The following is a 20,238-nucleotide window of genomic DNA, read 5'->3' on the forward strand; positions in this document are numbered from 1 at the left end:
TTCTCTTGATGGCATTTGACAATTAGCTGGCAGCTTCTCTACGATGCTGCTCATGCGCCGATTTAAACAACTACTTGCGGGGCGCCAGGCAAGCATGACGCTTGCCGATAGAAGCCCAAGGGCTTCGAAATACCGCTAAAGCGTTGGTTCGGTGTTGCCTCTCACCGCTGCCCAGCGGATCTTTCGAGGCTGAGACAAGACATCATGAGTCAATTACATCCCGTTGTTCGCATTTCTCCGATAGCCACTCAGTTTGCCCGTCGTAATCCCAAGATTCTTCTCGGGGGTTCTCATCAGCCTACCTTGCTGCGTTATCTGGACGGCTGGCCTCGACGTAATGGCGGGCCCCACGCGTTTCTCATACAGTTTGTCGACACCCTGCAATCGTTGGAGCAGTTCAAGGACGATCAGTTCGACCTGGCTGTACTGCAGGCACCGGATGCCGACCAGGCTGAAGAGGTTATCCGCCATCTGACGCGCATCGCCCGGCAAGGGCTGATTGCCCGCTGTTAAATGTGCGTGCGGCTTGTCCGCTGTCAGGAATCTGCGCGTAATGCGGCCTTGATTTCATTGGCGTGCATACAGTTGCTTACGATCTTGCTGCGCAGCGACCAGTCGGTGTTGATGATCCTGAATTTCTGGATGTAGCTGTTCTGATCTCTGGATTCAAACCACTCATTGATCTTGTTGCTGAAGTCATCCGGAACATGTAAAGGCAATACATACTTGGCGCACTGTATGGCTTCAAGGCTGTAGTCAGGCTTGGCACTGTCAGCGACCTTGTCCATGAAGACTTTAAGTTCGCGAGTGGTATTCAGGTTGCTGCCGCTCCACCGTTGATCGACGCCCTCCCAGAATGTCGCGGCTCTCTCCCAGGCGTTGTAGGCGACAACGACATTTTTGCCCGGATGTTGTTCCCAAAGCTCGTTAACGGTGAGGCGGTGCAGATTGTGAGGGATCATGCGATCGGCCAGCGTTTGCGTTACCGCTTCACAGAGTTGCTGGTGAGCCTGCGCAGTGAAGTTCTTGAATTGATGGAAGTCCAGAATGATGATTTCACGCGCGTTGCCTGCACGCTGTTCCAGCTCTTTGTAGAAGCGCTGGATGGGCGCCAGAATGTCTCCGGCGATGTTTCTTCCGGAGCTGGTTCCATGAAAAAGCTGAAATCGCCTTGCATCTGAAACCGCGTATTTGTCGTAGAACGAAACCCTTAGATCCAGCACGCGAATCCCGGATTTGATCTGGTCTTCCGGTGCCACGTCCTGGGTGACCTCCTGCGGGTAGTTGAAGTTGGGGGAGTTCTTGTCCATGCCTGAGTTGTGGGTTCCAGGCAGTATGAGTTCATCAATGCGCAGACGGCCCAGGTTCGGTGTCGTGGCCATCCAGTCGTACGGGGATCTGTTCATATCGTCATCCTTGACGTAAAGAGTGTGTGCTTTTACAAGCGTCGCAGGCCTGCTTCGCTGCCAGCTGCGACTGATGAGCAGTCTGGCAGCCCGCTGTGAATTTTCAAAAAAAACGGTGGTTACAGCTGTTGCGTCATGTACCAGGCAGGATCGGTCACGGCTATTCAATTGAGGCGCATACGTAGCGACGGCTGGGGGGAATGGGTTGGTACACCAGGTTGGACGAGCGCAGCATCCCGTTTACGTCGGGATCGTCTCGACAATTGCCTGATCGGACTGGCCGTGGTCAACGTCGTGCAGCCGGACGCTGGTATGCATATCGTCCGGCCACGGTTGATGCGTCGGGGATCGCTGCATACGCCGCCACGGGAGAAAAACGCAGCCAGTCGCCAGCAGATTCCGTGGTCATCAGTTTTTTGTAAGCCGCGAGGGGCGAGCGAACGTGACGTTCGCAGGACCTCGCGGCTGACCTCGGTTGCTTTCAGAAACGCGTTGAACGAACCACTCTAATAGCGGTGAGCTCCAAGGGTGGCGCTCATCACTCAGAAGCGAGCGCGGCGTCACCGCTCACGGGTTGGGTACCATCGGCCGTCTGGCGACCTACCTTGAACCATGCTGCGTACAACGCCGGGACGAAGAAGATCGTCAGTAGCGTCGCCACGGTCAGGCCGCCCATGATCGCAATGGCCATCGGTCCCCAGAACACACTGCGCGTTAGCGGGACCATTGCAAGCACGGTGGCCAGCGCCGTCAGCATCACCGGACGGGCCCGATGAATGGCAGCATCCAGCACCGCATTCCAGGGATCTCGCCCTTCGGCAATTTCGGTTTGCACCTGGTCGATCAAAATCACCGAGTTGCGCATGATCATGCCACCCAGGGCGATGATGCCCAGGATCGCGACGAAGCCCAGCGGGGACCGGAACACCAATAGCGCCGGCACCACGCCGATCAAGCCCAGCGGCGCAGTCAGCACCACCATCCACATGCGAGAGAAGCTCTGCAGCTGCAACATGAGCAGCAGCAGGATGCTGATCAGCATCAGCGGGGCCACCGCCAACAACGCCTTGTTGGCCTTATCACTTTCCTCCACCGCGCCGCCTACGTCGATGCGGTAACCCGACGGCATCTTCGCCTCGATGGCCTTGAGCAACGGCTGGATCTCCTGCGTCACTGATACACCTTGCTCACCATCGTTCACATCGGCGCGAACGGTGATCGCCATGTCGCGGTTGCGCCGCCACAGCACGGGTTCTTCCAGCTCGTTGCTCACCTGGGCGACCTGCGACAGCGGCACCACCGTACCTTGACGCGTGTAGAGATTGATGTCCTTCAGCGTGTCGAGGCTTAGACGCTCCCCGGGGACAGCACGCGCCACAATGTCGATCAGATCTTCGCGCTCACGCAGTTGCGACAGGGTCGCGCCATTCATGACGGTCTGTGTCACCAGTGACACGTCGGTCGGCGTGAGTCCCAGCAGGTTCGCCTTGTCGTGGTCAAGCTTGACCCTCAGCGTGCGCACCGGGTCATTCCAGTCGAGCTGGACGTCGCGCACTTTTGGACTGGACGCGACCACCTGTTCCACCTGGCGGGCGATATGGCGCACCATCTGGGTATCGGGGCCCACGATGCGGAATTGCACCGGGTAACCGACAGGTGGCCCCAACTCCAGCCGCGTCACGCGTATCCACGTCTGTGGAAACTGTTGATCGGCCGAGGACATCAGCCGCGCACGTACCCGCTCGCGTGCATCCAGGTCCTTGGTCATCACAACGAACTGGGCATATCCAGGATTCGGCAGCTCGGGGTTGAGCGAGAGATAAAAGCGTGGTGCGCCGGCGCCGGTGTAGGCGGTAAAGAAACGCACGTCCTCGTCTTTGGCCAGGATGGCCTCCATGTGCTTGACCTGCTCGGTGGTCGCGGCGAACGAGGCACCTTCCTTGACGCGCAGGTCAATGACCAGTTCAGGACGCGAACTGTTGGGGAAGAATTGCTGCGGCACAAACTTGATACACGCCAGTGCAAGCGCCAGGCCGCCAAACGTTGCGCCGATGACCACCCAACGGCGCTCGATGGCGGTGTCAATCAGGCGGCGTAGGGTGCGGTAGAACTTTGTGTCGTACAGACCAGTTTCATGCTGGTGTTTGCCCAAGTCGGCAGGCAGCATCTTGACCGCCAGGTATGGCGTGAAAATACCTGAGCAGATCCACGAGAACAGTACCGCGGCACCGACGATCCAGAAGATGCCGCCCGCGTACTCACCAGTGGTCGACTTCGAGAGGCCGATCGGCAGGAAGCCCACGACCGTGATCAGCGCGCCGGTCAGGCGCGGCATGGCGGTGGACTGATAGGAAAACGCGGCGGCCTTCACGCGGTCCATGCCGGTTTCCATCTTCGCTACCATCATTTCGATGGCGATGATGGCGTCATCCACCAACAGTCCCAACGCGATAATCAGCGAGCCAAGCGAGATGCGTTCAAGGTTCCAGCCCATCGCCAGCATCACCAGTGCCACGCCGCCCAGCACCAGCGGCACCGTGGTCGCGACCACGAGGCCGGCGCGCCAGCCCAGGCTGGCCAGGCTCACCACGATCACGATGATCAGCGCCTCGGCCAGCGCGCGCCCGAAGTCCAGGATCGCGTCCTTTACCGTGGTGGGCTGGTCGGCCACGAGTTCCAGTTCCACACCATGGGGAAGTTCTGACTGGATCTTGGCCACTGCCGTGTCCATCGCCTTGCCAAGGTCGACGATGTTGCCGTCGCTGGTCATTGTAATGGCGAGCATCAGCACGGGCTGACCGTTGTGGCGCACGGTGTAGGTCGGTGGATCCTCGAAGCCACGCGTAACGGTCGCAAAGTCGCCGAGTTTGATCTGCCGGCCGCCTGCGGAGATGGGCAGATCACGGATGGCGCTTACGCTCTCGAACGGGCCATTCACGCGCACCATGACGCGGTCGCCATGGGTATCGATCTGGCCTGCGGGCAGCATCGCGTTCTGGCTCTTGAGGCTCTCGGCGATGGTCAGTGGGGTGATGCCCAGCGCTGCCAGGCGCTCTTGCGAGAACTCGACATAGATGCGCTTGGCCTGCTTGCCGACGATGTCGATCTTTTTGACCATGGGCACTTTCAGCATGCGGCGCTTGATGTCTTCGGCCGCATCGGACAGCTCGGCGTGACCGATGCCGTCGCTTTTGACGGCATACATCAGTCCGTATACATCGCCGTATTCGTCGTTGACGATTGGACCGATCACGCCCTCGGGCATCTCGAGGCTGAGGTCGTTGAGTTTCTTGCGTGCCTGGTACCAGGCCTCGGCCTGGTCGGATTTGGAGGTGCCACCGCGCACGGTCAGCGTCATGCCCGCGTAGCCTTGGCGAGCGTAGGTGACCACCTTCTCGAAGTTGTCGATCTGCTCGAACTTCTTCTCCATGCGGTTGAGCACCTGGTCCTGCAATTGCTGGGCTGTGGCACCCGGCCAGATAACGAGGGCAGTCATTGAGGGCACAGAGAAATTCGGGTCCTCGAGTTGACCGAGCCTGGTGAAGCTGAAAGCGCCGGCCAGTGCGACGACGATGAGCATGAACAGCACGATGGCGCGATGACGCAACGCCCAGTCGGTGAGATTGAAGTTGTTCATTGGGCGGCCTCCTGAATGGAGTTCGCGTCAACGATCGCTGTGCCAGGAAGCGCGACCTTCATCCCGGGCGCCATTTTCTGCACCCCGGCGGTGACAACCAATGCGCCGGCCTTCGGCCCGAAGATGAGTACCTCGTCGTTGCGGAAACCCCACACTTCCACGTGTTTCAGTTCGGCGATGCCAACCGGATCCTTGCCTATGGGCGTAACTACCCACAGCGCTGGCTGTCCGCCGCTTTGCGTCAGTGCCGTGGCCGGCACGGCCGCCACCGAGATGTTCGCCGTCACGCGCTCGGCTATTACTGTAGTGGTAGCGCCCAGCGGCAGCGGCCGTGCGTTCACCAGCTTCAATCGCGCGCGGTAAGTGCGTGTCTGCGCTGCAGCCTGCGGCGACAGCTCGCGCAATGCGACGTTGAAAGTCTCGTTCGGCGCACTGGCCAGCGAGGCCTTGAAACTCGCCCCGTTGAAGGTAGCAAGTTGATCCTCGGGCACGTCGACGACGATTTCGGGCTCACCCGGATTCGCGATCGAGACAACCGATTGGCCTTGCGCTACAACCTGTCCGGCTTCAAAACGCACAGCCGTGATGACGCCGCTACGCGAGGCGCGCAGCACCGTGTACTTGAGCTGGTTGCGCGCGAGCTCGAGCTTTCGCGCCTCTGCCTCGGCGGTCGCACGTGCGGTCTGAGCATTTGTGCGCGCGCGCTCGTCGTCGGCCGCACTGACCGAGCCGTCAGTCTTCAGCGCGGTCAGGCGCTGGCGGTCCGATTCGGCCTGGCGCGTCTGCTCGACGGCCACTGTCCATTGCTGCCGCGACACCTCCTCGGCAAGGCGGTAGTCACTGTCATCCAGTACAGCGAGGATGTCGCCCTCGCTTACCAGCTGGCCTACATCGACTTTGCGCTGGGCCACTTTGCCGCCTACGCGGAATGCCTGATCGACTTCATGCCGTGACTGTACGGTGCCCACATATCGATTTGTTTCACGAGCATTTCCATAGCTGATTTCAACGGTGCGTACAGGCCTTGGAGCCTGTTCGGTTGGCGCTTGCGGGCTGCACGCGCAAAGCAGGACGGCGACGGCCATCGCGCCGGCCGCAGTTAGGGAGTTCTTCAAGACGGTTCCTCTTTGGAAAACGACAGATTCTCAGGAAAGTGGTGGACGGTCGGCATCGGTGGCGGCGGTGGGGGTGGCCGGTTGTTCGAAGACTTGCCAACCCCCGCCCAGAGCTTTGTAAAGCTGCACGCTGTCGAGCAGCAGGCGGGTGTTGCTTTCGTTGGCATTCAGGCGTGCCGCCAGGCGCGCTCGCTGCGAATCCAGCAGCGGTAACAGATCGATCTGCCCGCGGTTATAGAGCGATTGGGCGCGGTTCTGCGCAGCCTCTGCGGACGCGGCGGCCAATTGCAGCGACCCCGAGCGACGGCGTTCCTGCGCCAGCGTGACGAGGGCGTTCTCCACATCCTCGAGTGCCCGCACGATGCCGTCTTCGGCGCGTAGCAGGGCCTCTTGTTGAGCACTTTCGGCAGCCTCGTTGATCGCTTGCGTGCGCCCGGCGTTGAAGATCGGCATCGCCAGCAGGCCCGCCACGTTAGTGAAGCGCGCAGCGCCGAGATCGATGCCGTTCAGGTCCAGGCCCTGGCGGCCGAAGGATGCACCGAGGAAGAGCCGCGGAAACCACTCGGCTGCGGCCTGCTGGCGGCGCGCATTGGCTGCGTCAAGTTGCGCCATCAGCGCGAGTACGTCAGGTCGGCGTTTCAGCAGGGCGGCGGGCTGACCGGGCCTGGCCTCGGGCACCGCCGCCACATCGCCACTCGCGGGCCGGATGTTCGCGGTATTGAAGGACGGATCGGCGACCAGCACGGCGATACGATGGCGCGATACAGCCACCAGCGTTTCCAGCGGAGGAATCTGCGCCCGTGCCGACAAGGCGTCGGTCTGCGCGCGCTCGACGTCGAAGGGGGAAGCCAGTCCCACCTGCTGGCGAGCGGCGACCAGACGCAGCGTCTCGTCCTGCATCGCGGATATGGCGCGTAGCGTCTCAACCTGGCGCTGCGCGCCGAGCAGTGTGAAGTAGTTGCTGACGACATCGCTCATCACCAGCAGACGTACGCCGCGCATGCTGTGCTCCGATGCCAGCGTGTCGGCCTCGGCCGCTGCTGCGCCGGCACGCAGGCGGCCGCTGAGGTCGAGCTCCCACGAGACATCCAGTCCCACACTGGTGGTCTTGGTATCCGGATAACCCTGTTTCGTGGCCGAGCTGTAACCACTGCTGCGATCGCTGCCAGAGGCGGATGCGCCGAGGCTCGGGAACAGCCAGGAACGGCTGACCGTTTCGCCGGCACGCGCGGCGCGCAGGCGCTCGGCAGCAATCTTGACATCGCGGTTCTCGCGGGCTGCCCGGCGCACCAGATCCGCCAGCACCGGGTCGTGGTAGACCTCCCACCATGCGGCCTCGGGCTCCATCTCGGAGGCTGTGCTCGCGGCGAAGTTGCCAGGCAGGTCGACCGACGGCTTGACTTCCGGCGTGGAGCAACCGGTCAGGGCGAAGGTGATCGAAGTGGCGAGGGCGACCGCAACGGCGAGCCTTGCCAGGCGCCTGGCCGGTTGCAAGGTCGTCCGAGTGGCGTGGAGGGGCAGTGGAAAGGAGACTGGAAGTCGCGGCATCAATTTGGACTCGTGCAGATTCGAGGTTGCATCAGCGTAAGGGCCGGTGTGCGCGAAGTCGTCAGCGAAGCGTCGCCTTTCGGTCGCCATATCGAGCGCTCATTCGTGTTGGAAACGTCACTCACCGTCGGCATCTGCCGTGTGTTTACCGGCCGCGGACGCGAGGTCCGAGGCAATCGATTCCAGCAGTTCTTCGGCGGACGAAAACTCGCGCTGTCGTCCGGTGACCAGATTTTCGAGGCGGCCCACGAGGGCCCCCGGTGCGGCATCGCTACGCAGCTTCACTACGTAAGAGCGGCGGCTCGGGTATTTGGATTCAGGGTTCAGGATCATCGCAGACCAGGGGGGCGAGAAAGTTCGCCGACAGCGTAAACCGCCCCCTTGCGCCGAGTCGTAAGCGAAAGGTCAGAGTTCGGTCGGGACAGCCCCCGGCCATGACGGGGGTGGGCTACTTGCTGCGAGCCGAAGGGGCAGGGTGAATCAGCGAGCGTGCACGTTTCGCCAACTCGGTTCCGTCGGTTTCCGGTGACTGGTCAACCAGCGTCGTCAATGCCAGATAGTCCTCGGCCTCGGCGTCGTGGTGCTCGCACAGCTCGACCAGCGCGAGCAGTTCCAGCCACGGCGCTTGCTGGTTACGAGCTTCCGCAACCGCGCGCTGCACCGCATGTCTGCTGGCGTCGGGCCGCCCCTGTGCTCGGGAGATCGCTGCCTCCAACAGCAGCAGTTGCGGCAGGTAGACGCGCTCACCCAACGCATCCCCCACCTGTAGCGCTTGCTCCAGTTCGACTTGCGCTGCGTTGCAATCACCCGCCAGCAGCAGCGCCTCGGCGGCGTAGCCGAGTACCTCGCTGGCACCGGAATGAATGCCAAGTCGGGTGTGTTCTTCGTAGGCCTCGCGAATGCGGCGATAGCCGTCGAGCGGTGCGCCGCTGCGCGCGGCAGCCCACCCGTGCCACCAGCGACACGCCGTTCGCCCCAGCGCGAGCGAATACTCATCGACCAGCGTCTGCATGTCGTCAGCCAACTCGGCCACACGCACGTGGTTGCCCATTCGCACCTCGACCAACACCTCCTGCCAGGCCGCGACCAGCCAGGTCATTGGCTGGCGAAGGGCCTGCGCGCGGCTGCGGGCCTGCCGTATGTGCGTCCGGCCTTGCTCAACCAGGCCAGAACGCACGAGTTCAATGGCCAGCATCCCGTGCAGCATGACTTGGGGATCAGTCGCAAAGACCTCGTTCGCTCCGATGTCCAGCGGCTCGGCGATTGCCAGGGCGCGCTCCAGCCAAAGGCGGGCCGTCTGCGTGCGCCCCTGGAGATGATGCACCTCGCCCTGCACGATGCACGCCGCCAGCATGAGCTCTGGGTCGTTCGATGCCGACGAGAGGGCTTCGGCACGTTCAGCCACCTCCAGCGCCAGCGCATAGTCGCCGCGCAGACCGAGCAGATAGCCAAATCCGTGCAGCAGTCGCCCGCGCATTGGATGCTGGGGGGCATCCGCCAGCAGCGTGTACGCGCGTTCAAACGCATTCCTGGCTTCGCTGCCGACACCGAGCGTGTGGAACGCCGACACGCCGTGCAGCGTGGACAAGGTGATGTCCAGCGCATTGCGCTTCGTCCCTTCGGGGGCCTGCGCCAGCACGATAAACGCGCGCTCAGTGAGGCCCATGCACAAGACCGGGCTGAAGTGCAGCAGCGCGGCCTCGGCGGCCTCGGCGTAATATCGCAGCGCAATCATCGGCTGCCGAGCACGGTCGAAGTGCATTGCCAGCTCGGAGGCCGCGACCGGCACACCGGCCGCGCGCTCGCGTTCAAGGGCCGCCCCAACCTGCCGGTGGAGGTGGACGCGCAATGAACGCGGCGTTCGGTCGTACAGCACTTGGCGAAAGAGAGCATGGCGGAATGAGTGAGGCAGCTCGACCGTTTCTTCAACTTCTGTCGCTCGTGATCGGATGAGCCAAATCTGCTCGCGTATCAGCGCCTCGCAGGCGTGAGCCACCGAAGCAAGGTCGCGCTCCAGGGCCAGCGAAACCGTCTCAACCCGGAATTCGACCCCGCACACTGCCGCAGCCGAGAGCAGCGCGCGCTGATCCGGGTCAAGCCTGGAAATGTAGTGTTCAATGATGGCCGCAAGGTTTTCGGGAACCTCCACACCTGCAAGCCGAGCCTCGATGGTGGCGTCGTCGTCCGCAGGGTCCATCACTTCATTCATGATTGACGATACGAACAATGGAACACCGTCCGTGCGCCCGTGCAGGCCACGCACGAAGGCTTCATCACGCGCCAGCGAGGCCGAACTCAGCGCAATATAGTCAGCAACCTCGGCTTCCGAAAACGGATCGAGCACCACCTCCTCGCACAGACGTTGCAGGCGAAGTTCGTGGCGTAGCGAGTTGAGTGGATGCTCGAGCGCCACAACCTCCGCAAGGCGGAAGCTGGACAGCCACATAAGCCGCGTGCGGCCCCGTCGCCGCGCCACATAGTCGATAAGCTGAACCGTCGCTCGATCACCCCAATGCAAGTCTTCGGTCACCAGCATCAGAGGGCGCTGCTCTGTGTAGCGGTCCAGCAGTTCGCCCATTTCCCGCAGCATGCGGTCTGGACCAATGCCGGCAAGCTCGCGCCGTAACGCGTCTCGCTCTTGCGCGGTACTCAGCCAGGGCAGTTGCAGCAGCCAGGTCGGCGCTACATCGCGCAGCAGCGCTGGCAGCGCCGGGTCGCTGCGGCAAAGATCGGCCAACGCTTCGAGCACCGGCAAGTACGGCTCGCCGGTGCCGTAGTGCTCTACGCAATGTCCACGTGCGCAGGCGATGTCGCCAAGGCCAGCGAGGAAATGTTCGATCAACGTCGTCTTGCCGATCCCCGGTTCTCCTGCGAGCCAGACCACTGCGCGCTGGCCGTCATACGCCCGCTGCCAGGCCCGTTGCAGCCTGGAGAGCTCGTCAGTGCGACCGACGAATGGCGGTGCCAGCTGTGTGCCGGTCGCCGTTGCCGGCGTGGATGCAGGCGGCATCGAAAGTGCGGAGGAGAGCGGGGCGATGAAGCGATAGCCGCGTCGCGACACGGTCTCGATGAAGCGGGGATGCCGGGGGTCGTCGCCCAGCACCTTGCGAAGATCGCTGATGGCCGTCTTCAGGACCGAATCGCTGACGAACCGGTGCCCCCACACGGTATCAAGCAAGGCATCCTTGGTCACCAGCGATCCCGGCTGACGTGCCAGCACGCATAACAACGTGAAAGGAGTCGGTGCCACGGCCACGGCTTCCCCATTACGCAACAAACAGGCGTTGGACTCGTCGAGCTCGAATTCGATGAAGCAGAGCACGACTGGGTTCGGATGGGGCTGCGGACGTACCACGGTTGATTCCTAAAGACTAAAACAGGGTTGTGTGCCGCGAAGCTTCGCAGGGGGTTCGATGCTGAAATCGGTGTGCCCGGCTTCCCGGGTTTATCGACCAGCCTGTTGAATCAACTGCATTTCAGCCTCGGCAGTCTTGGGCCGTTGACCCAATGACAACGCTGATCGGCGCTGAAGCCAAGCGTCGCCGGTCGGAAACCCGTACACGTGCGAACTCAGTTCACGCCGCACACATCGGCTTGCCCCTTGGTCTCATCGCGGATTGGCATGATCCCAAAAAAATAATGACAAGAACATCAATATTGAAATATCTCTCAATTTTGCATACCTTCACCTTGCCTGACGATGAGACCTCGCGTCTCACGACTTCAATCACAACAAGGGCTCGAGATGAACAACAACAAGAAAGTTTCCGAATTCCCTCCTGCCGCCGTCGACGTGCTGGTCATCGGTAACGGTCCGGTAGGTGCGACAATCGCGGCGCTGCTAGGCCGCTATGGGGTCATGACCCTGGTATTGGACAAGGTCCATGACGTCATGCTGATGCCGCGTGCCATTGCGCTGGACAACGAGGCGCTACGCATCCTGCAACTCGCCGGTTTGTCGGAAGACGCTTTCGAGAAAATCGTTATTCCTGAAGTGAGGATGCACTCCCCGGTACTCGGGCAATTCGGTCGGGCCAACACTGGAGGGTGTGTCGACGGCCATCCCAAGCTTGTGACGTTCTATCAACCCGACCTCGAACGAGCGATGCGCGACCAGGTTTCCCGCCTGAAGTCCGTAACCAGCCTGGGTGGCTTCGAGCTAGAGAGTCTGGTCGAGGTGTCGGATGGCGTCATCGCTTCGGTACGGGATCAAAATGGGCACTCGCATTCCGTTCGCGCCCGGTACCTGATCGGTGCGGATGGCGCAGGGTCCAGGGTCAGAGCACTGATTGGCCAGGAGTTCGAAGGGCAGACCTATGCGGAGGACTGGCTGATTGTCGATGTCATGAACCGGCATAAGTCAGCGATTGATCACGTTGAGTTTCTCTGTGACCCGCGGCGCCCGACGCCGCACATGCCTGCACCTGGCGGCAGGGAGCGTTGGGAGTTCATGCTACTCCCCGGCGAATCCCGAGAAGAGCTGGAATGTCCGGAAAGCATAGCCCGTCTGATCGCGCCATGGATCGACCCGCAGGCGCTGGAAATCGAGCGCAAGGCGGTGTATCGATTCCACGCACGGTGCTGCAACAAATTCAGCCAGGGACGCGTTTTTCTCGCTGGCGACGCAGCGCACATCACGCCTCCTTTTGTCGGGCAAGGTCTCGTGGCGGGCCTTCGAGATGGCGCTAACCTGGCCTGGAAACTGGCGTGGGTTCTTCGCGGTCAGGCAGCGCCCGCCATACTCGATACCTATGACGTAGAGCGCCGCCCCCATGCCCAGGCGATGATCAATCTGGCGAAACTCATGGGCCGCCTGGTGATGCCCAAGAACAGGATCACGGCATTCTTCATTCACGGCCTGATGCGTATGCTGGCGTTGACGCCCGCCACCCGAAGGTACTTTGAACAGTTGGACATAAAGCCGAAGAACGTCTTCAAACACGGCCTGTTCGTGCCGCATCGTCGAGGCGACAAGCTGGTACGTGGCAGCCTGTTTCCCCAGGGCTGGATTCGCAACATGCAAAAGCAGATCAAACTGAGCGACGATGCGCTTGGAGATAACCTGACCCTGGTTGGATTCGGTATTGACCCGTTGTCACTGCTAACCACTGATCAGATCGCTTCCTGGGGAAAAATGGGGGGCCACTTCCTGGAAGTCAGAACACGCGGGCAACGATCCGGCGGCAGCTGTGACTTCATCGAAGACGTTAACCATGACATCCTGCCGCTGGCGGTTAAAGGAACGCTCGTCGTGGTTCGTCCCGACCGTATCATCATGCATCACGCTCCTGGCGCAGAGGCCAGTCGTCTCCTTCGAGACTGCGGGGACCTGCTGGCGAGCGAAGACGCCACTGCCGAGAGCGTTTCCATTACTATCAACGAGCCCCCTCGATTGAGAGCTTGATAATGCATTTCCCCACTCTTCCTTTAGATGCTGCCACGCCCACGCCTCTCACGCGAGGTCACAAGAAGCGTGAGCGCACCCGTCGTGGCCTGGTGGACGCGGCATTGCGTCTTATCGCACGTAAGGAGGTGGGGGAGATCGCGCTGCTCGAGGTCGCTGCGGAAGCAGCGGTTTCCAACGGTACCATCTACAACTATTTTCGAACTCGCGACGAAGTGCTGGAGGCGGTGGGCATCGCCATGGCCACCGAGTTCTCCGATGCCATTTCCACCATGAGTGCGGACGTGCACTGTGGCGCGCAGCGGCTTTCGATAGGGGTGCGCATGTTTGTGTGCCGGGCCGCCGCTGACCAGCAATGGGCGAATGCGCTGCTGCGCATCATCCATTTTGACCAGGCCGTGCGCTCGCGTTTGGCTGGCCATGTCCTTGGCGATCTGCGTGAGGGGCTGCGTGCAGGTACTTTTGCTTACGAGGACGAAGGGGTCGCCCTGGATATAGTCTTATCGTGCACGACCGGAGCAATGCGCTCGGTTGTCGATGGGCGTGCAGTGGCGGAGCACGATCTGCGCGTCGCCGAAATGATTCTCCAGGCTCTGGGCGTGACACTTGCCAGAGCCAGGAAAATCGCCGGCAAGCCGCTACCGGCCTGAGCTGATGTCATCCTTGATCTGCCGGGTTTGATCAATCCATTGCCGATAGCGCTTCGCCTGGCGACGAGACTTCAGTTGATTGCCGATCAACGCCATGAGTGGTGACGTCCGGGGTTTTGTGCGTTTTCCTTGACTCAACAAGCCGAGCTGCTTCTTGATCACCGACGCCACCGCAAGCGATGCCAGCGCCTTGTTTTTCCAGCGGACGACGATGGGCTCCACTTCGGTGTCCTGACCCGCCATCCACTGGCGGGGTAGGGTCGGCTCGATTGCCAGCGCAGTGGCAAGTCCCACCATCGACACCGAGCCGCTGACCACTCGCTCGGCGACCTCCTTTCTACGGACGCCGCCGGTGACCATCAGCGGCATGCGCGCTATTTCTCCTATTCTCTCCGCGAACTCGAGAAAATAGGCTTCTCGAGCCAGTTGGCTGCCATCGCGGGTCTGTCCCTGCATTGCCGGGCTTTCGTAACTGCCGCCCGACAACTCGACCAGGTCGACCGCCTTGGCGTTGAGCATTTGCACCACGCGAGCCGCATCCTCGGCATCGAAACCGCCGCGCTGAAAGTCTGCGGAATTGAGCTTCACTGCGACGCAAAAGCTCGGTGTCACTCGCTGACGTATTGCGTCGATAGTTTGCAGGAGAATGTGCGCACGATTTTCCAGGCTGCCACCCCAGCGATCGCTACGCCGATTGGTCAAGGGCGAAAGGAATTGGCTGAACAGGTAGCCATGTGCTGCATGAATCTCCACGCCGGTGAATCCCGCGCGTTCGGCCAGCGCTGCAGCATGGGTATAACGCCCGATCAGCTCTTCGATCTCCTGCTCATTCAAGGCCCTGGGCCGCACAAAAGCGTTTGATAGTCCGGGAATGTCGACAGCAACCGCAGAGGGCCCCCGTGCCGGCTGCCCCATCGATGCCAATAGCTGCCGCCCGGGATGATTGATTTGCATCCAGGCCTGGGCTCCATGGCTGCGGCAAGCATCGGCCCATCGCCTGAATTTGCCCAGGTTCCGATCATCCTCAAGCACTACGCCAGCGGGTCCGGTCAAAGCGTGGCGGTCAACCATGACGTTGCCCGTGATGATCAGGCCGGCACCACCCTTTGCCCAGTGCCCATAGAGCTTAATCAGCGCGTCCCCTGGAGCGTGTTCCTCATCTGCAAGGTTCTCTTCCATGGCAGCCTTGGCGATTCGGTTCTGAATCACCGTGCCGTTAGGCAAACGAAGCGGTATGAAGAGCTTTGAGCCGGTCATGTTCTGTCCTTCAGCTAATGAAAAGTCGGCCAGCCATCGCTGAGGGTCATACCGTCTGCACAGTGCTTGCTCGGGTTGTTGAGGTCCTGGTTTTCATCGATGGGCAGGCTTGACGGCTTACCGGGAAGGCGAGCCAGTAACGCCATAGAGCTGAACACGCGTGTCAATTTGTGTCAATTGGAGACTCTTGGTTTTGCTCGCCGCTGTAGATCAGTTTGTCGATTTTATTTGGGTTTACGCGCGTATTTCATCGGGGAGAGTGTGCTTGCTCATAAAAATTGTTGACGCAAATAGAACGCGCGTGTTCAATTGGGTCATGAGGTAATTCTGGAGAAAGAACCGTGGAATCCCTGAATCCAACACAGCGCCGCATTCATCAAGCCGCCTTTCGCCTGTTCGCCGAAAAAGGCACCTCGCAAGTGAATATCCTCGACCTTGCGCAAGAGGCGGGAGTGGCGCGCGGGACGGTCTATAGCAACATCGACAACATGGAAAGCCTGTTCGAGGCGGTTGCCAGCCACCTTGCGAGGGAGATGCATGAGCGCGTCAACAAGAGCTTCACTTCAATCTCCGATCCGGCACAACGCCTTGCCAATGGTATTCGTCTGTTCATTCGTCGAGCCCACGAGGACTCTCAGTGGGGGGCGTTCATACACAAGTTCGCCATGAGCAATTCTGCGTTGCGCGAAATGTTCAGCAGCCAGGCGACCACGGATCTTCTCGGTGGGCTTTCCAATGGAAGGTACAGGTTTCGGCAGGAGCAATTGCTCTCGGTACTGACGCTGATATCGAGCAGTGTTCTCGGCTCGATTTTCCTCGTACTGGAAGGTCACAGCACCTGGCGCGAGTCTGGCTCGGACACTGCTGAGCTGATTCTGCGGGCATTGGGTGTGCCGTCAGAGGAGGCGCGTGCGTTGGCGACCATAGCGTTGCCGGCGCTTCCGCCTCTCGACTGAGCCCGTCACTGACCCAACTGGACAAACCCCTGGTTTCTCAGGGGGGCGGGACCGCTTTGCCCTAAAAAACCGGAAAACAAGAACAATGATCAACAAAAATGAATTGCACCGGTTGGCGACACAACAACCTGCCCGGCATCCGCAGCCAACGGTGAAGGCCCAGGCGCTGACTCACCTGATCTTCCAACGGCCTGACTTGAATAGGGCGGCGCGTTTCCTGACCGATTTCGGCCTGACGGTAAGTCATCAGAGCGCCGATACGCTCTACCTGCGCGCCACCGAGCCCACTTCATACTGTTACCGTATCCATTTTGCAGAACAGGCACGTTTTATCGGATTCGGGCTGGCGGTGCAGTCTCGTGAGGATCTGGAAAAACTCACCCGAATCCCGGGTGCGTCACCGATAGCGAAATCGGATCATCCGGGTGGCGGGTACTGCGTCAGCCTGACCGATCCTTCCGGTTTCACGGTGGAAGCTGTCTGCGACCAGACCCCGGTTAAAACGCTGGCACACCGGGCACCGCTTGCCTGGAATCTGACGCAGGAACAACCACGAATCAACGCTACGCAGCGACCGCCGATTGTTCCGTCTGAAGTGCTCAGACTGGGTCACATCGTGATGGAAGTGGCTGATTATCAGGCGACCTGTGCCTGGTATACGCAACATTTCGGGTTTATTCCCAGCGATGTGCAGGTACTTCCCGACGGCACGCCTATCGTCTCTTTCATGCGCCTGGATCTGGGTGACATACCCGCGGCTCACCATACGCTCGCGATCGCGCAAGGGTTCATGGCTACCTACAGCCATAGTGCCTACGAGGTGGTGGATGCGGACGCCGTGGGTATGGGGCAGCGCGTCTTGCGGGAACGGGGTTGGGCGCACTCATGGGGCATAGGCCGACACATTCTTGGCAGTCAGATCTTCGATTACTGGCAAGACCCATGGGGCGATAAGCACGAGCATTATTGCGACGGGGATATTTTCACAGCCTCTCGGCCAATGGGCATTCATCCGGTGAGTCCCGAGGCAATGGCCCAGTGGGGGCAACGCATGCCCAAGAGTTTCACAAAACCCAAAATGAGCTTGGCCAATCTGCTTCTGCTGATCCGCAACCTGCGACGCAGCCCGGACCTGACCCTTCGAAAATTGGTAACACTCATGCGGATGTTCGGGTAGAGCTGCCGCCATGTCGGGAGATTCAACCTTGTATGGCCGGCGAGACGTGCTTAAAGCCGGCGCTTTGATTGCTGGCGGCTCGCTGGTCTACACCGTGGTCAGCCCCCCTTTAGAACAACACCACCGTTCTCGCGCCACCGAACGCGAGACAAACGCCGCTTCAGGAGTACCTTCAATGTCTGCTTTACACGTAGTCCGCTTTGAGTTTCAGAACGGTATCCACTGGGGCGTGCTTCGCCAGGGCCGTATCACTATTGTCCCCGGTACTTTTGAAACCACCGGTGACTTCATTCGCCAGAACAGTATCGACGACCTCGCTCAACTGAAAGGTCCGGAACTGGCCGAGGGCGAAGTAAAACTGCTGTCGCCGGTAACCCGTAACCAGCAATTCGTCTGCCAGGGTGCCAATTACCGTGAGCACATGATCGAGTCAGGCATGGACCCGGACGCGAAGAAATTCAACATGATCTTCACCAAGGCGACGAGTTGTCTGGTGGCGGCTGACAGCGACCTGATCAAGCCGCGCACCGTGCGCTTCCTCGACTACGAAATTGAGCTGGGGCTTGTGATGAAACGTGCGATCACCGACTCCGTTTCTGTCACCGACGCCAATCTGCATGAGTTCATCGCTGGCGTCGTCATTGTCAACGACTACTCGGCCCGCGACATTCAGATCCCCCAGATGCAGTTCTACAAGGGCAAGAGCTTTCGCACTTTCGGCCCGGTCGGTCCCTACCTCTGCCTGCTGGATGCCAAGGACATGCATTACCTCAAAGCATTGCAGTTACGTCTGACGGTCAACGACCAGGTGCGACAGAGCGACAGCACGGCCAACCTGGTTTACGGTCCGGCCGAAACCCTTACCGAACTCTCTGCAGTGCAAGATCTCGCGATTGGAGACCTGATCGCTACCGGCACTCCTGCGGGCTGTGCGCTAACGATCCCTTCACCTGCCAAACAGCGCATTGCGGCCCTGATGCCAGAAGCCACCAAGTGGAAACTCTTCCTCAAGGCGCAAGAGAGCCGGACGCAGTATCTCAAGTCGGGTGACGTGGTCGAGGCGCGCATTCGCAGCGCCGATGGTGTGATCGATCTCGGCGTGCAGCGCAACCGAGTCGTGGAGCAAGCCTGATGGTTGTGCAGACCCTGAGCGACATCGAACGTCTCGAACGAGTCCCCTTGTCGGAGCGTGGCCTGGCGTCCAGTACTTATGAAGCGCTGCGAAAGGCGGCCGAATGCACGCCCCACGCGCCGGCGCTGAGTTTCTTCGCCGATGCCGCCGATTTCAAACGCACCTGCGAGTGGAACTACTCCCGGCTCTTTGCGGATATCACCCGCGCGGCAAATGCCTTTCATGACCTGGGCATACAACCGGGCGAGGTGCTTGCCTTTATCCTGCCCAACCTGCCGGAAACCCACTTCACCCTGTGGGGCGGGGAGGCGGCGGGCATTGTCATGGCGATCAATCCTCTGCTCGAGGCTAAGCAGATGGCGGGCTTGCTGAATGCTGCGAAGGCATCCGTGGTGATCACGCTGGCACCGGCGGCGGGCGGTGATTTGTGGTTCAAACTGGCTTCGCAACTGGATCAGATACCCACGGTGAGGTCTGTTGTCTGGGTCAGCATGGAAGCCTATGTGGCGGAACCTGAGCCTGGCGCCTTGAAAGCCATGGCGCTGAAGGAACGAGACCTGCACAGCGGCATCGCGATCCACGATTGGCAATCGCTGATGAGTACCCAGCCGCACACGTACCTGAAGAGTGGTCGGCAAATCCGCCAGGATGAGTGTTCCTCCTACATCTGTACGGGCGGTACCACCGGGCTGCCCAAGATCGCCGCGCGTACCCATGGCTCGGAAGTATTCAATGCATGGGCCATGGCCTCTCACTTGCAGCCACGCAGCAGTGGCCAGGTTATCTTTTGTGGCCTCCCGCTATTTCATGTCAATGGACAACTGGTTACCGGACTGATGCCTTGGACTCAAGGCGACCATGTGATCCTCGGGACTCCTCACGGGTATCGTGGCGAGGGGGTGATCCCACGATTCTGGGAGATGGTCGAGCACTACGGCATCAACTTCTTTTCCGGCGTGCCAACGGTCTATGCAGCACTTCTGCAAAATGAATGGCAGGGCCGCGACCTGTCCAGCCTTCGCTATGCAATGTGCGGCGCGGCACCTATGCCGGCTGAGCTTTTCCGGGAGTTCGAGCGCCGGACCGGGGTAAAGATCCTTGAAGGTTACGGTCTTACTGAGGGCGCCTGCGTCTCTTCTGTCAATCCGCCCCATGGCGAGCGCCGCATCGGCTCCATCGGGATACGGATTGCCTATCAGAATATGCGTGCGGTCTTGCTCAATGATTCTGGAGAGTACCTGCGAGATTGCGACGTGGATGAGATCGGCGTCATCACGATCAGTGGGCCGAACCTCTTCAATGGCTATCTGGAGGAGCGTCACAACCAGGGCCTCTGGATCGATATCGACGGTCAGCGCTGGTTGAATACGGGCGACTTGGGTCGTCAGGATGCGCAAGGTTACTTCTGGCTGACCGGCCGCAAGAAAGAGTTGATCATTCGCGGGGGCCACAACATTGATCCCAAGCAGATCGAAGAGGCGCTGCAGTCGCATCCCGCCGTCGCCTTGGCCGCTGCAATCGGCAGCCCCGATGCCTATTCGGGCGAGGTGCCGGTCGCCTATGTTCAACTGCGACCGGGGCAAGCCTGCAATGCCGAAGAGCTTGAAGCATTCGCGCATCTCAACATCAGCGAGCGGGCAGCCGTTCCCAAGCGCATTGAAATCCTCGAAGTGTTGCCACTGACTGCCGTGGGCAAGATATTCAAGCCCGCTTTGCAGCAGCGGGAGATTGCCAAAGTAGTCCAGCAGGAGGTGGAGCGTCTGGGGCTTTCGGATATAGCGGTCGAGGTCGTTCAGGATAATCGGCGAGGGCATGTCGCCCGCATCAGGGCCGGGATTGGTCAGGAAGTACTGGCGCCGTTATTGGGACGCTATAGCTTTCAAATCGAATGGCTTAATTAAGTTCCTGATTCACATCTGTCAGTCCAGCGTCACGCCCTGGCACTGGTAAATCAGG

Annotated in this window: 14 protein-coding genes; 7 read left to right on the forward strand and 7 right to left on the reverse strand. The window is 60.4% G+C overall.

Annotation, left to right across the window (positions count from 1 at the left end):
• The first annotated feature begins 204 nt into the window (after positions 1-204).
• Complete coding sequence (locus ACP7B0_RS17765) at positions 205-513, forward strand: class I SAM-dependent methyltransferase (RefSeq protein ID WP_426142800.1); 309 nt, start codon at positions 205-207, stop codon at positions 511-513.
• Between the two features lie 23 nt (positions 514-536).
• Here the strand turns inward: ACP7B0_RS17765 and ACP7B0_RS17770 are convergent, their stop codons facing one another.
• The 6 genes from ACP7B0_RS17770 to ACP7B0_RS17795 form a co-directional block, all read right to left on the reverse strand.
• On the reverse strand, positions 537-1,574 hold the full coding sequence (locus tag ACP7B0_RS17770; protein WP_426142802.1) for a hypothetical protein: 1,038 nt from the start codon (positions 1,572-1,574) through the stop codon (positions 537-539).
• Between the two features lie 370 nt (positions 1,575-1,944).
• Positions 1,945-5,043: an efflux RND transporter permease subunit gene (locus ACP7B0_RS17775; RefSeq protein ID WP_426142803.1), complete on the reverse strand. Its 3,099-nt coding sequence runs from the start codon at positions 5,041-5,043 to the stop codon at positions 1,945-1,947.
• Positions 5,040-6,158, reverse strand: coding sequence for an efflux RND transporter periplasmic adaptor subunit (locus ACP7B0_RS17780; protein ID WP_426142804.1), 1,119 nt, complete (start codon positions 6,156-6,158; stop codon positions 5,040-5,042). The genes ACP7B0_RS17775 and ACP7B0_RS17780 overlap by 4 nt, the downstream gene beginning before the upstream one ends.
• 30 nt (positions 6,159-6,188) lie before the next feature.
• The gene (locus tag ACP7B0_RS17785; protein ID WP_426142857.1) at positions 6,189-7,706 is read right to left on the reverse strand and encodes an efflux transporter outer membrane subunit; all 1,518 of its coding nucleotides are present in this window, start codon (positions 7,704-7,706) and stop codon (positions 6,189-6,191) included.
• Between the two features lie 117 nt (positions 7,707-7,823).
• Positions 7,824-8,039, reverse strand: a complete 216-nt coding sequence (locus tag ACP7B0_RS17790; RefSeq protein WP_426142806.1) for a hypothetical protein — start codon at positions 8,037-8,039, stop codon at positions 7,824-7,826.
• 115 nt (positions 8,040-8,154) lie between these two features.
• Positions 8,155-11,061 (reverse strand): AAA family ATPase, encoded by a 2,907-nt coding sequence (locus ACP7B0_RS17795; RefSeq protein ID WP_426142807.1) that lies wholly within the window; start codon positions 11,059-11,061, stop codon positions 8,155-8,157.
• Positions 11,062-11,451: 390 nt separating this feature from the next.
• Here ACP7B0_RS17795 and ACP7B0_RS17800 point away from each other — a divergent pair, with 390 nt between their 5' ends.
• Together ACP7B0_RS17800 and ACP7B0_RS17805 are read left to right on the forward strand one after the other, a co-directional pair.
• A complete protein-coding gene (locus tag ACP7B0_RS17800; protein ID WP_426142808.1) occupies positions 11,452-13,110 on the forward strand; it encodes a bifunctional 3-(3-hydroxy-phenyl)propionate/3-hydroxycinnamic acid hydroxylase in 1,659 nt (552 codons plus the stop codon).
• Positions 13,111-13,112: 2 nt separating this feature from the next.
• Positions 13,113-13,760: a TetR/AcrR family transcriptional regulator gene (locus ACP7B0_RS17805; protein WP_426142809.1), complete on the forward strand. Its 648-nt coding sequence runs from the start codon at positions 13,113-13,115 to the stop codon at positions 13,758-13,760.
• Here the strand turns inward: ACP7B0_RS17805 and ACP7B0_RS17810 are convergent.
• Entirely contained in the window at positions 13,749-15,017 is a 1,269-nt protein-coding gene (locus ACP7B0_RS17810; RefSeq protein WP_426142810.1) for an NADH:flavin oxidoreductase/NADH oxidase family protein, read from the reverse strand. The genes ACP7B0_RS17805 and ACP7B0_RS17810 overlap by 12 nt on opposite strands.
• Positions 15,018-15,358: 341 nt before the next feature.
• Here ACP7B0_RS17810 and ACP7B0_RS17815 point away from each other — a divergent pair, with 341 nt between their 5' ends.
• From ACP7B0_RS17815 to ACP7B0_RS17830, 4 genes are all read left to right on the forward strand, one after another.
• Positions 15,359-15,973, forward strand: a complete 615-nt coding sequence (locus tag ACP7B0_RS17815; RefSeq protein ID WP_426142811.1) for a TetR/AcrR family transcriptional regulator — start codon at positions 15,359-15,361, stop codon at positions 15,971-15,973.
• A gap of 85 nt (positions 15,974-16,058) precedes the next feature.
• Complete coding sequence (locus tag ACP7B0_RS17820; RefSeq protein WP_426142812.1) at positions 16,059-17,150, forward strand: VOC family protein; 1,092 nt, start codon at positions 16,059-16,061, stop codon at positions 17,148-17,150.
• A gap of 175 nt (positions 17,151-17,325) precedes the next feature.
• Positions 17,326-18,282 (forward strand): fumarylacetoacetate hydrolase family protein, encoded by a 957-nt coding sequence (locus tag ACP7B0_RS17825; RefSeq protein WP_426142813.1) that lies wholly within the window; start codon positions 17,326-17,328, stop codon positions 18,280-18,282.
• Positions 18,282-20,183 (forward strand): acyl-CoA synthetase, encoded by a 1,902-nt coding sequence (locus ACP7B0_RS17830; RefSeq protein WP_426142814.1) that lies wholly within the window; start codon positions 18,282-18,284, stop codon positions 20,181-20,183. The genes ACP7B0_RS17825 and ACP7B0_RS17830 overlap by 1 nt, the downstream gene beginning before the upstream one ends.
• Positions 20,184-20,238 lie beyond the last annotated feature (55 nt).

It is taken from the genome of Pseudomonas sp. DWP3-1-2 (assembly GCF_049896285.1).
Taxonomy (GTDB): Bacteria; Pseudomonadota; Gammaproteobacteria; order Pseudomonadales; family Pseudomonadaceae; genus Aquipseudomonas.

Coding starts and splice junctions, on each gene's coding strand:
- ACP7B0_RS17805 (WP_426142809.1), top strand. CDS start 13,113: ATGCATTTCCCCACTCTTCCTTTAGATGCTGCCACGCCCACGCCTCTC.
- ACP7B0_RS17820 (WP_426142812.1), top strand. CDS start 16,059: ATGATCAACAAAAATGAATTGCACCGGTTGGCGACACAACAACCTGCC.
- ACP7B0_RS17825 (WP_426142813.1), top strand. CDS start 17,326: ATGTCTGCTTTACACGTAGTCCGCTTTGAGTTTCAGAACGGTATCCAC.
- ACP7B0_RS17785 (WP_426142857.1), bottom strand. CDS start 7,706: ATGCCGCGACTTCCAGTCTCCTTTCCACTGCCCCTCCACGCCACTCGG.
- ACP7B0_RS17810 (WP_426142810.1), bottom strand. CDS start 15,017: ATGACCGGCTCAAAGCTCTTCATACCGCTTCGTTTGCCTAACGGCACG.
- ACP7B0_RS17765 (WP_426142800.1), top strand. CDS start 205: ATGAGTCAATTACATCCCGTTGTTCGCATTTCTCCGATAGCCACTCAG.
- ACP7B0_RS17830 (WP_426142814.1), top strand. CDS start 18,282: ATGGTTGTGCAGACCCTGAGCGACATCGAACGTCTCGAACGAGTCCCC.
- ACP7B0_RS17790 (WP_426142806.1), bottom strand. CDS start 8,039: ATGATCCTGAACCCTGAATCCAAATACCCGAGCCGCCGCTCTTACGTA.
- ACP7B0_RS17775 (WP_426142803.1), bottom strand. CDS start 5,043: ATGAACAACTTCAATCTCACCGACTGGGCGTTGCGTCATCGCGCCATC.
- ACP7B0_RS17800 (WP_426142808.1), top strand. CDS start 11,452: ATGAACAACAACAAGAAAGTTTCCGAATTCCCTCCTGCCGCCGTCGAC.